Annotated in this window: 10 protein-coding genes and 1 pseudogene; 7 read left to right on the top strand and 4 right to left on the bottom strand. The window is 38.1% G+C overall.

What is annotated here, in order from left to right:
• Positions 1-106: 106 nt before the first annotated feature.
• Both PBT91_RS10045 and PBT91_RS10040 read left to right on the top strand, forming a co-directional pair.
• Positions 107-1,660 carry an IS1182 family transposase gene (locus tag PBT91_RS10045; RefSeq protein ID WP_270058225.1) on the top strand — a complete coding sequence of 518 codons (1,554 nt, stop codon included), beginning with the start codon at positions 107-109 and terminating at the stop codon, positions 1,658-1,660.
• A gap of 152 nt (positions 1,661-1,812) precedes the next feature.
• Entirely contained in the window at positions 1,813-3,135 is a 1,323-nt protein-coding gene (locus tag PBT91_RS10040) for a M16 family metallopeptidase (protein ID WP_270058336.1), read from the top strand.
• 295 nt (positions 3,136-3,430) lie between these two features.
• Here PBT91_RS10040 and PBT91_RS10035 read toward each other — a convergent pair whose 3' ends face one another.
• Together PBT91_RS10035 and PBT91_RS10030 are read right to left on the bottom strand one after the other, a co-directional pair.
• Complete coding sequence (locus PBT91_RS10035) at positions 3,431-4,561, bottom strand: IS91 family transposase (protein ID WP_443089620.1); 1,131 nt, start codon at positions 4,559-4,561, stop codon at positions 3,431-3,433.
• On the bottom strand, positions 4,561-5,106 hold the full coding sequence (locus PBT91_RS10030) for a tyrosine-type recombinase/integrase (protein WP_270061448.1): 546 nt from the start codon (positions 5,104-5,106) through the stop codon (positions 4,561-4,563). Before PBT91_RS10030 ends, PBT91_RS10035 begins: the two co-directional genes overlap by 1 nt.
• 27 nt (positions 5,107-5,133) lie before the next feature.
• Between PBT91_RS10030 and PBT91_RS10025 the strand changes: the two genes are divergently transcribed.
• From PBT91_RS10025 to PBT91_RS10005, 5 genes are all read left to right on the top strand, one after another.
• A complete protein-coding gene (locus PBT91_RS10025; protein WP_270061489.1) occupies positions 5,134-5,394 on the top strand; it encodes a hypothetical protein in 261 nt (86 codons plus the stop codon).
• 317 nt (positions 5,395-5,711) lie between these two features.
• Positions 5,712-7,265, top strand: coding sequence for an IS1182 family transposase (locus tag PBT91_RS10020; protein WP_270058335.1), 1,554 nt, complete (start codon positions 5,712-5,714; stop codon positions 7,263-7,265).
• 67 nt (positions 7,266-7,332) lie between these two features.
• Positions 7,333-8,220 (top strand): HNH endonuclease, encoded by an 888-nt coding sequence (locus PBT91_RS10015; RefSeq protein WP_270058334.1) that lies wholly within the window; start codon positions 7,333-7,335, stop codon positions 8,218-8,220.
• A 178-nt stretch (positions 8,221-8,398) separates the two neighbouring features.
• Positions 8,399-9,613 carry a HEPN-associated N-terminal domain-containing protein gene (locus tag PBT91_RS10010; protein ID WP_270058333.1) on the top strand — a complete coding sequence of 405 codons (1,215 nt, stop codon included), beginning with the start codon at positions 8,399-8,401 and terminating at the stop codon, positions 9,611-9,613.
• A 355-nt stretch (positions 9,614-9,968) separates the two neighbouring features.
• A complete protein-coding gene (locus tag PBT91_RS10005) occupies positions 9,969-10,370 on the top strand; it encodes a hypothetical protein (protein WP_270058332.1) in 402 nt (133 codons plus the stop codon).
• A gap of 272 nt (positions 10,371-10,642) precedes the next feature.
• On the opposite strand, the pseudogene PBT91_RS10000 reads toward PBT91_RS10005, so the two are convergent.
• Together PBT91_RS10000 and PBT91_RS09995 are read right to left on the bottom strand one after the other, a co-directional pair.
• A pseudogene (locus PBT91_RS10000) lies at positions 10,643-11,074 on the bottom strand (transposase); the annotation flags it as partial.
• Positions 11,075-11,099: 25 nt separating this feature from the next.
• A protein-coding gene (locus PBT91_RS09995; RefSeq protein ID WP_270058331.1) for an IS3 family transposase occupies positions 11,100-12,304 on the bottom strand; the annotation gives its coding sequence in 2 pieces (ribosomal slippage) (positions 11,100-12,025 and positions 12,025-12,304; 1,206 coding nt in all).
• Positions 12,305-12,347 lie beyond the last annotated feature (43 nt).

Raw genomic sequence — 12,347 nt, 5'->3', positions numbered from 1 at the left:
GCTATATTTATTTTAAGCGGACACAACCTGGCTAACAAGCCCGCAACTGTCCATACTCGAAACCGTCAGACTGTCTCAAAACCTAAGAATTTTGTATTTTTAGGATATGGAATACCAACAAGGACAAGACCGCGAACAGCTCAGCCTTTATTCGACCTGTTTGGATGATATGATCCCAGAGGATAACAGCGTACGGCTTATTGATCAATTCGTCAACTTGATCGATTTATCACAGATGGGCTTTCAAACTATAGGAACTCAAGGGAGGCCGCCTTATGACCCCGCAGATCTGCTCAAACTCTTTATCTATGGCTATATGAACCAGATGCGATCGTCCCGAAGATTGGAGAAAGAGGCTTATCGTAACATTGAAGTGATCTGGCTGATTAAAAACTTAAAACCCGATCACAATACCATTGCCCGGTTTAGAAAAGAAAACCCAAAAGCCATCCGAAAGGTGTTCCGGCAAAGCGTGGCTATCGCCCGTAACTTCAACCTGATCGGGGGAACACTTATTGCCGGGGATTCTACCAAGCTAAGGGCGCAAAACAGCAAAAAAAATAACTACAACAAAAAGAAAATACAGCGGCACTTAGAGTACATCGATAGAAAGCTCGAAGAGCATAACCAAGAACTGGCCAAGGCTGATGGCGATCAGAAAAAAACCGAAGAAATTAAAGAGCAAATTAAAGGGCGCAAACAGCAACAGACCAAATACCGGGCTATACAAAAACAATTAGACAAGGATGCTTCTTCTGAAAACCCACAACGATCGACCTCTGATCCTGATAGCAGACATCAAATTGTAAGGGGAACCGTTACCGAGGTCTGCTACACCGCGCAAACGACCGTAGATGCCAAACATAAGTTACTGATCGATTATAAACTCACCAATCAGAATGATAAAAAAGCAATGGGCTTCATGCTCAGAAGGGCCAAGTCCATTTTACGATCAAATTCCTTTACTGCACTCTATGATAAAGGCTATCATACCGGGAGCGAGTTCCATATTGCCGATAGTCTGGGTATCGATACCCTGGTGGCCATTCCGGCCATTGGACGTAAAAGTCAGGCGCCAGATCCTAAATACAATGCTGAAAACTTCATTTATAATACTGATGATGACGCCTATACTTGCCCCCAGGGAAATACTTTATACAGCAATGGCTCCTGGTACAAAGCCCGAAACTATACGTTTAAACAATACAAGACCAAGGCCTGTAAGGAATGCCCGGTACGCAGCAAGTGTACCACGGCCAAAGCTAACGGTAAGATTATACAGCGCACTCAATTTACCCAGAACATCCAAGGCAACGCCAAGCGGGTCGAACAAAGCGGAGAGCTTTATAAAGAGAGGCAGGCGCTGGTCGAGCATCCCTATGGCACTATGAAGCGCCAATGGGGTTTTGATCATATCATGACCAAAAGGGGCATCAAAGCAGCTTCGGCCGATTTTGGACTCATCGCACTGGCCTATAATTTAAGGAGATTGTTCAACAATAAAATCGACCTTAACGAACTAATATTCAACCTCTTTTTAAGCTTAAAGAAGCATATAGAAGACTATATAGGACTGAATAAAGCTTTTAACCAATACAAAACAAAAAATACTGATCATAGTATAAATTTTGTTTTCAATCCTAATTTCAACTATTTTTAAAATCAAATATGGTAGTTTTGAGACAGACTGCCGTTGGGCATAATTTATAAGAAAGCCAGAGTTAATTGATTAATAAGGAATGAAAAAAATCTAAACATAAGTTGATGTAACAAATAAAAAAGAAAGGTGTCTTTATAATAAATCCAGAAGAAATGAAAAAAATCTTTCTAGCTCTTTCACTATTATTGCTAAGTAATTCAAGTTTTGCACAAATTGCAGTAGATACTTTAAAACTAACATATGAACATTTAAAACTAAAAAACGGGTTAGAAGTTATTTTACAACCTGACGACAAATTTAGCGAAGTATCTATCGAATTTTGGATACGAACAGGTTCAAAAGACGAATCTTCACAAAAATATGGCCTTGCTCATTTTTTTGAACACGTTACACCTTATGGCTTAAGAAATAATGAAGAAAAATTAAAGTTTTTAAATGAAAATTTCTACAATGGGAGTAATGCACAGACAAAAAAGGATTACACGCGGTATAATTTAAAAGTAAAACCAAAGGGAATTGATTTAGCCCTACAGTATACCGCTGAGCGTATAAAAGCTAAACCTTATGACATCAAAGAAAAGAAGATTGAACAAGAACGAGTACGTGTCCTCAAGGAAATAAAGAGAAATTCCGTAAATCCATTTTGGAGTATAGAAGGAGGAATGGCTTTAGAAAAAGCAACTTATGGAAAGGACCATCCCTATGGACACAGCGGTTATGGTACCATAGAGAACAACAAAAAATTTGAAATAAACGACTTTAGGAAATGGTTTTCGGATTATGTTTATCCCGAAAACATAATATTAATTGTAGTTGGAAAATTCGACCCAGTAGAAACCGAAGAATTAATAAAATTTTATTTTGATGATATTCCAGCTTCGGCAGGGAAAGAAAATAAAGAAATATCCTTCCCTAAAAATATAAATGAATATGCAAAGGTAAAAACGAAATCAGATGAGAATTATTTAAATTTAGTTTGGGTAATTCCCGGATGGGGTTCGCCAGAGGATGCTAGTTTCAGACTTCTTGCAAACATCTTAGATGAAAGATTAGAAAATAAAAAAAAGAATTTCTCAATCATCAAAAATGCCAATTCATCAAAACTATTAAATATTCATAAAGAAACTGGACAATTTGGAGTGTATGCATCTTTTTCATCTTTAAAAGATAGTATTTCAACTGAGCATTTTTTAACTGTTACAATTGATGAGTTAGTAAATAATGGTGTAACAGATGCAGAACTTTCTCGAGCTAAACAAAAGAATATACTTAAAATTAGTAAAATGGAAAAAAACATTGGGTTTCAAAATAGTAGATCAGAACTTTTAGGAGAAAGCTTAATTTTTAAAAATGACCCAGATTTCTACTTCTTTAGATTAAAAAGACAAATAAATTTAGATAAAAACGAAGTAAATAAATTAACCAAAAAGTGGTTGAGTAAATTGAATTCCAAAATTTTATTTATTGCAAAATAATTATAAAAAACTATGCCCAATAACTAAGTATTCGGCCCGCCGATAGGCCAGGGCTGAATATCTTGTTGACGGATCCGTTTCCTCCTTTATGGGGAATACCTTTTTACCCTGTATTATTCTGGAATTTTATTGGGGCAGATGAGCCACAATTTTTGTTGAGTTTTTTAGGCTCCAACATTTTTCTAGTTACTTAAATCTAGTTACGTATCGATTAGCCTCCTTTTCCGGTCCCTTTTTGAATAAATCCTTGGCTTTAGGACATAACTCTCCCGCCCCGCATGGTGCAGGCCAGTTTTTAAAAGCTATTAATGGATAAAAGTAGTTTTCTCCATTTATCTGGCGGTCCACGCTTATCGAAAGTTAGAGCGGTGACTAGTTTTCCCTTTTTGCAACTTGGACATTTGCCCAAGAGCAATGGAGGCTTTTTTTCGACAGGTTTTACTGGCACCCCTGCAAGGATATTTTGTAGGGCCGGTAGTTTATGCTTTTTCCAACTGCTGCTTAGGATGCCGTAATGCCTTATCCTTGTAAAACCTTTGGGCAGTACGTGCAGTGCAAATCGGCGCACGAACTCACGGGTATCCAGTATTAGTTGTCCTTTTTGGCCCGCTTTCCTGTAGTCCTTAATCTGGAAGGTTACCCTCCTTTGGGAGTTGTTTATTTGTTTTATCCGGTGATTGCTTATTGCGATCTTATGGGTGTAACGGCCCAGATATTCTACTACATATTTTGGGGTGTGGAATTGCTGCTTTGCATAGACTACCCAGTTTTTAGCAAAGAGCTTATCATAGATTTCCTGTGGTATGGCTATCTTTTGCTCTCGAAGCAGTGCACTATATTTTGCGCGGAATACCTTCCCCATGGATTTCACGTTGAACAGGTATTTTCCCTTGTTCCTTGCAGGTTTCCATTTGCCTGACCTCTTTACCGCACCTCCAGGAACAATACAATGCAAGTGCGGGTGCAGGCTCAGGTTTTGGCCCCAGGTGTGCAGTATGGCTATCATGCCCATTTGCCCGCCCAGGTGCTTGGGGTTCTCCCCGAACTGTCTAAGGGTGGACCAGGCCGCTTTGAACAAGCTCCCATAAATTATTTTGGGATGGGATAAAGCAAACGCATTCAGTTCCGAAGGGAGTGTGAAGACTACATGAAAATAAGGAACATTGAGCAGTTCACTTTCCCGTGCCTGTATCCAATGTTCGCGTTTATGGCCTTGACAGGTAGGGCAATGCCGGTTCCTGCAACTGTTGTAACTGATGTGGAGTTTATCACAGCAATCGCACTTATCGATATGTCCGCCCATAGCAGGGGTGCGGCATTTACGGATGGCATGAAGGGTACGCCTGTGCCAGCTCGTAAATGCCCGTGAGGAGATATAATCCTGCTCCATCTCCAGCACATCGGCCACCTTAAGGTGACTGCGCATTATTGAAAAAGGGTATCCAGGGGGCTAAACTTGCGTGAACTCCCAGTGTTGGCAACGTGTAAATATACCAGCGTTGTCTCGATAAAGGCATGTCCTAAAAGTTCTTTCAGGCTCATAATATTGAGTCCTGCCTCCAGCAAGTGCGTGGCGTAAGTGTGACGCAGGCAATGGGCGGTAATAGTCTTGTGGGTATTTACTTTACTTCGGTTCTCTTTGATGACCCATTGTATTGCGGTGGGGGTTATGGGCCGGGGGGCGCCATCATCGGTTACCTGGCTGTTGAAGAGGAAGGTTTTTGGAGATTCCGTTGCAATGTATTTTTTAAGTCCACGTGCCAAGTGCTTGCTAAGTGGCACATAACGGTCTACTTTGCCCTTCTGCTTTTTTACAAAAACAGTCTGTCGGTCAAAGTCTACATCGCAGAGCCGTAGGGCACAGAGTTCATAGCTCCTTAGTCCACACCCATACAGCATCCCCAGGATCAATCGGTGTTTGAGATATTTGGGTGCTTTGAGCAAGGTACGTACTTCAGCTTTGCTAAGCACTACAGGGAGTTGGTTCTGTCGCTTTATTTGGGGAAGCTTGACCTGCTTATCATTCAAGCCCAGGATCTTGTAGATGGCCCGCAGGCCGAAAATAGTGTGCTTGAAAAAACTTTCGGATGGGGTTTTGTGCAGGTTTTGGCAATGAAAAAGATAATCATTGATCATTTCAGTAGAGAGGGTCTCCGGGCTTTGCTTGTAGTGCAGGCCCAGGTGAGCCAGGCATCGCTTGTAGTTGTTCAGGGTACTTGCGGCTTTCCCATTGATCGAAAAGCTCTTACCAAGTTGTAAGCATAGGTTTTCAAAGCCAGGAACTTCTGCGATAGCGGTCTCTACTATCGTTTTACTTTTTTTTATACATAACGGTAAATTTTAGTTTATCTTAAATATAAGAATTGTTGTATTTTGGCTTAGTAAGCTTCCGACCGGTAGGGAGGATTCGTTCAACACTGTATAACAACAATTGCGGCTTTGTGTCCTGCGGACACAACCGCGCAAGCATAAAAGTCGGTAATTTTAGCTATCTTAGTTTCAAAGCAATCCGCAACTGATTGTTATACAAGACCGTCAGACTGTCTCAAAACCTAAGAATTTTGTATTTTTAGGATATGGAATACCAACAAGGACAAGACCGCGAACAGCTCAGCCTTTATTCGACCTGTTTGGATGATATGATCCCAGAGGATAACAGCGTACGGCTTATTGATCAATTCGTCAACTTGATCGATTTATCACAGATGGGCTTTCAAACTATAGGAACTCAAGGGAGGCCGCCTTATGACCCCGCAGATCTGCTCAAACTCTTTATCTATGGCTATATGAACCAGATGCGATCGTCCCGAAGATTGGAGAAAGAGGCTTATCGTAACATTGAAGTGATCTGGCTGATTAAAAACTTAAAACCCGATCACAATACCATTGCCCGGTTTAGAAAAGAAAACCCAAAAGCCATCCGAAAGGTGTTCCGGCAAAGCGTGGCTATCGCCCGTAACTTCAACCTGATCGGGGGAACACTTATTGCCGGGGATTCTACCAAGCTAAGGGCGCAAAACAGCAAAAAAAATAACTACAACAAAAAGAAAATACAGCGGCACTTAGAGTACATCGATAGAAAGCTCGAAGAGCATAACCAAGAACTGGCCAAGGCTGATGGCGATCAGAAAAAAACCGAAGAAATTAAAGAACAAATTAAAGGGCGCAAACAGCAACAGACCAAATACCGGGCTATACAAAAACAATTAGACAAGGATGCTTCTTCTGAAAACCCACAACGATCGACCTCTGATCCTGATAGCAGACATCAAATTGTAAGGGGAACCGTTACCGAGGTCTGCTACACCGCGCAAACGACCGTAGATGCCAAACATAAGTTACTGATCGATTATAAACTCACCAATCAGAATGATAAAAAAGCAATGGGCTTCATGCTCAGAAGGGCCAAGTCCATTTTACGATCAAATTCCTTTACTGCACTCTATGATAAAGGCTATCATACCGGGAGCGAGTTCCATATTGCCGATAGTCTGGGTATCGATACCCTGGTGGCCATTCCGGCCATTGGACGTAAAAGTCAGGCGCCAGATCCTAAATACAATGCTAAAAACTTCATTTATAATCCTGATGATGACGCCTATACTTGCCCCCAGGGAAATACTTTATACAGCAATGGCTCCTGGTACAAAGCCCGAAACTATACGTTTAAACAATACAAGACCAAGGCCTGTAAGGAATGCCCGGTACGCAGCAAGTGTACCACGGCCAAAGCTAACGGTAAGATTATACAGCGCACTCAATTTACCCAGAACATCCAAGGCAATGCCAAGCGGGTCGAACAAAGCGGAGAGCTTTATAAAGAGAGGCAGGCGCTGGTCGAGCATCCCTATGGCACTATGAAGCGCCAATGGGGTTTTGATCATATCATGACCAAAAGGGGCATCAAAGCAGCTGCTGCAGATTTTGGACTCATCGCTCTGGCTTATAATTTAAGAAGATTATTCAATAGTAAAATCGCCTTACAGCAACTCATCGTAGCCCTGTTTTTAACCTTCAAGAAGTGTATAAAAGCCTCTATAAGACGGAATAAAGCTTTTACCGAATGCAAAACAAAAAATACTGATCAGAGTATAAATTTTGTTTTCAATACTAATTTCAACTATTTTTAAAACCAAATATGGTAGTTTTGAGACAGACTGCCGTTGTGTGTAAGCTTAAATGAAAATTGTGCATCAAATGTTTAAAAAAATATTCTCTTCATTTAATAAGAAATCAGAATATAAAAACGATACAAAACAGATCGAATTTAATTCTTCAATTGATAAGTCAACAGATGTTGAAAGTGTTAATAATAACTTCTCATTTTCAGAAAAAGAAATTCAAAGATATATTAATAAGGAAGTACATTTTAGGTTAAATAAGAATGAAGAAATTGATTTTAATTCAGATCAATTTGATCCACTGTTTAAAGAGTCAGCTTATTTAATAGTGGCACATCAACAGGGATCAGCATCTTTACTTCAGAGAAAACTTCATTTAGGATACAATAAAGCTGGAAAAATAATTGACCAACTAGAAAGTGTTGGGATAATTGGAGCTTTTGATGGAAAAGGAGCTAGAGAGGTCAAAATCACTTCAGAATACCAATTGGATTTACTTTTTCAGAAAACTAATATTGAGGATAGCAAACACCAATTTTTTCAAGAAACAATCCTTCCTAAATATGAAGAGACTATCATTAAGAAAATCAATAAGATCCGTCAAAAAGAAAAAGTTGAAGAAGAGGATTTGATAAAAAATAATCTCAGAAAAGAAATTCTAGATAAAGAGAAGGAGAAAAAAGAAAACGAAAGATTAAAAATTCTAAAAGAGGAAGTTAAGCGAGAATTAATTGAAAAAGGAGAAATTTTAGATGATTCAGAACTAAAAAGAGAAACCATTCCACAAGAAATTCTTGACAAGGTTTGGAACAGAGATGGAGGAAAATGTGTAAAATGTGGAAGCCAAGAAAAAATAGAATTTGACCATATAATTCCCTTTTCAAAAGGTGGTTCAAATACATATAGAAATATTCAAATTCTATGTGAAAAATGTAATAGACAAAAATCTGACAAAATTGGATAATCCGTGTTTAAGCCTACACACAACAACGGTTAATCGCAAATAACGGGTATTGTCAAAAAAGTGTAATTTTAGAAATCAGGAAAGAAAATCATTAATCCGACAATTCCGCGTCCCTACTCCCGCAACTTGCGATAACCGAGACCGTTGTGCGTAATTTGAAATCATATGAATCAATAAAATGGGTGGAGCTAAACACAGAATGATGGAATTAGAAGAGCAAAATTTGATGTCAATTCCAGATAAAAATGTTTGCGTAAAGCATATTAATGATAATGCAATAAAAACTTTCATTAAAAAAAATTATAAACCAGGATACTGTGATTATTGTGAGAAAGACCTAAAAGTTGTTAGCCTAGAAGAGTTGTTAGAATTTATGATGCGGGGAATATCAAATTTCTTTGAAGATGCAGGAAATTATATGAGTTATAATGGTCGTGAAGGAGGTTATCTAGGCCAAATTTATACGCCTGATGAATTAATTCAAGAACGAATTGGTTTAGAAACAGAACCATTTAGATTAACAGAAGACATTGTAAATTCTATTGAAGATATTGCGTGGTCCGAACCAGATCAGTATTATGATACCGAACGTGATGAGTTAATGTATCAATGGAGCTACTTTAAAACATTAATTAAACATAAATCAAGATATCTATTCCAACAAAATAATACTTCAAAGGATAGCAAGGATGCTTATAAAATTTTAAAAGAAGTTGGACGTCTTTCTACTAAACTGAATTTAATTAAAAAAATTGATAAAGGAACTTTTATTTACAGGTGTAGACAGCATGAAAAAACTAAAGAAATTAAAGAAAAAGCTAGATTAGTTGCTCCTCCAGAAAAGAATGCTATATATCCAAATAGATTTAGTCCTTCAGGAATCTCAATGTTATATTCCGCTTTTGATCCAACTACAGCTATTCTAGAAACTATCAGTAGAGAAGATCCTAAAAAAACGCACATTACAATTTCAAAATTTGAAATAACAAAAGATATATACGTAATTGATTATAGTAGACTTCCAAAGCTACCAAGCATTTTCGCTCATAACAAAACGAGGAATTTCTATTTAATTAAATTTTTGAACGATTTGGTAAAGGATTTTACCAAAGACATCAAAAAAGATGGAAAAGAACACATTGAATATGTCCCTACTCAAGTAGTAACAGAATTTCTAAGATACCCATTCAATAAGAAAAGAAAGAATTTAATAGAAGGCTTAATTTATCCATCATCAAAAAAGCCAGGTGATTCGTCATCCGTAATTTTTTGGAATAATGAAGATTGTTTAGAAAATTTAGAACTCCTAAATATAAAAATAGATAAAGTATCAAACTACGCACAACACCGCTTCATCGCAAATAACGGGTATTCGAGAAAAAGTGTAATTTAGAAAATCAAGAAAGAGAATGGTTAATCCGACAAGTCCGCGTCCCTACTCCCGCAACTTGCGATAAGCGAAACCGTTGTGTGCAAGCTGAAAACCGAGAATAATTGAGAAAAACGATTTACATAATTGCCTTAATTTTACTATTAATTGGAATTCCTCTATTTGAATTTATGGCTTTTAATTCAATGGTAAGTTTAAAGTACGAAACTCGAGAATTGACTGATTGTATCTCACTCGTCTCTAGAATTGACTTATGCAAAGCAATAAGGACTTTTCACATTTTGGCAATTCTTTGCGGACTGACATTTATTGGACTTTTGATTTATCGAAAACGGATTTCAAAAACGACTGAAAAATTATGATTTCAATTCTCTTATTAATTCCGTGGATAATATTTGGATTTAAAAATCCGAGTAAAAATTACATCGGACTTAATCAAACCAAAAAGTCACTGACTTTACTGTTAGGAATCGAAATCGCCTTTTTTCTTGTTCTCTACTTGACCTTACCAGAGCCGACTTCAAAAATAGCAGGACTTCAAAGTTTTGCGTGGAATTATTTCATCTTGTATTATGCAAAAGGAATTATTCCAACAACCGTTTTTAGCGAATATTTAAACGGAAATTTAGGAGATAAAATTGATATGAATTATCAATATGTATATTTGATTGTAAGTTTAATTATTGACTATCTAGTATTGCTAATAATTAGTCCGAATATTAAAAAAATGTTTAACCGAAAAAAAGCCAGCACACAATAACTAAGTATTCGGCCCGCCGATAGGCCAGGGCTGAATATCTTGTTGACGGATCCGTTTCCTCCTTTATGGGGAATACCTTTTTACCCTGTATTATTCTGGAATTTTATTGGGGCAGATGAGCCACAATTTTTGTTGAGTTTTTTAGGCTCCAACATTTTTCTAGTTACTTAAATCTAGTTACGTATCGATTAGCCTCCTTTTCCGGTCCCTTTTTGAATAAATCCTTGGCTTTAGGACATAACTCTCCCGCCCCGCATGGTGCAGGCCAGTTTTTAAAAGCTATTAATGGATAAAAGTAGTTTTCTCCATTTATCTGGCGGTCCACGCTTATCGAAAGTTAGAGCGGTGACTAGTTTTCCCTTTTTGCAACTTGGACATTTGCCCAAGAGCAATGGAGGCTTTTTTTCGACAGGTTTTACTGGCACCCCTGCAAGGATATTTTGTAGGGCCGGTAGTTTATGCTTTTTCCAACTGCTGCTTAGGATGCCGTAATGCCTTATCCTTGTAAAACCTTTGGGCAGTACGTGCAGTGCAAATCGGCGCACGAACTCACGGGTATCCAGTATTAGTTGTCCTTTTTGGCCCGCTTTCCTGTAGTCCTTAATCTGGAAGGTTACCCTCCTTTGGGAGTTGTTTATTTGTTTTATCCGGTGATTGCTTATTGCGATCTTATGGGTGTAACGGCCCAGATTGGACTTGCAATAAAAAACAGGACTTTAAGTTGAGTGACTATGCTGCTAGTTTTTGATTATACATATCTATTTCAAATTCTTTAATGGTTCTGTTGCCTAAATAAGAATGTCTTCTTCTGGTATTGTACCAGGTTTCTATCCACTGAAAGATAGATAACTCTGCCTGTGATCTAAGCTTGTACTTATGCCAATATACCCACTCTACTTTTAGAGATTTAAAAAAGGATTCCGCCACGGCATTGTCCCAGCAGTTTCCTTTCCGACTCATAGATTGTTTTACCAGGCCATTATAGCTTTTAAGTAGATTAGTAAATCTTTGGCTGGCATACTGAATACCTTGGTCTGAATGGAATATCAAAGGTTGTGTGAGTGTGGTATTTTTAATAGCCATCTGCCAAGCTTTTATAATAGTATCTTCGGTATTTAGGGTATCACTTAAAGCCCATCCTATAACTTTTCTGTTAAATAGATCAATGATCACTGTTAGGTAACTCCAACCTTGTTTGGTTTGAACATAAGTAATATCGCTTACCCATACTTGATTAGCTCTGGCTACATTAAAGCATTGGTTCAACAAGTTTGGAGCTGTGGGGTATTTATGATTACTATTAGTGGTCGTCTTAAACTTACGTTTCCTCTTTGCGTATAAATAGTTTGCCTTCATTATGCGAGCTATCCGTGGCTTTGACACCTTAAAACCTAAAGCTTCCAGTTCAGCTTTTATTCTAGGAGCTCCATAGCTTTGGTAACTATCTTCAAAAATATCTTTGATTAATGAAGAGAGCTTCTGATTATCTTTCCAGAGGTTGCTGGGACCAGATTTCAACCAGTGGTAATAACCACTTTTACTTACTGCTAACATAGTGCACATCTTACGGGCAGGAAATTTCATACGATGCTGTTTTATGAACCTGTATTTTTCTTGTCGCTCGCGGAAAAGATGCCAATCGCCTTTTTTAAGATATCACGTTCTAATTCAGTCTCTTTAAGCTGTTTTCTTAAACGAGCTATCTCTTTTTGTTCATCGGTCATTTTAGGATTGCCACGGCCGGGAAAACTATTCTTACCATAATTCTTTTGCTCTTTACGCCAACGGTAAAGAACAGCAGGTAGGATATCCAGATCCTCACAAACCTGTACTACACTGCCTTTGGCGTAACTTAATTCTACTGCTTTCTGCTTAAACTCTAAGGTGTAATGTTTGGCTTTACGTCTCATAATTGCTAAGTTAACAACTTGCAATAATATTCATTCAACTCTATGTCCAGTCTAATGTAGTAATTCC

Source organism: Zunongwangia sp. HGR-M22, assembly GCF_027594425.1.
Taxonomy (GTDB): Bacteria; Bacteroidota; Bacteroidia; order Flavobacteriales; family Flavobacteriaceae; genus Zunongwangia.
This window is presented reverse-complemented; position numbering and strand designations above follow the sequence as displayed.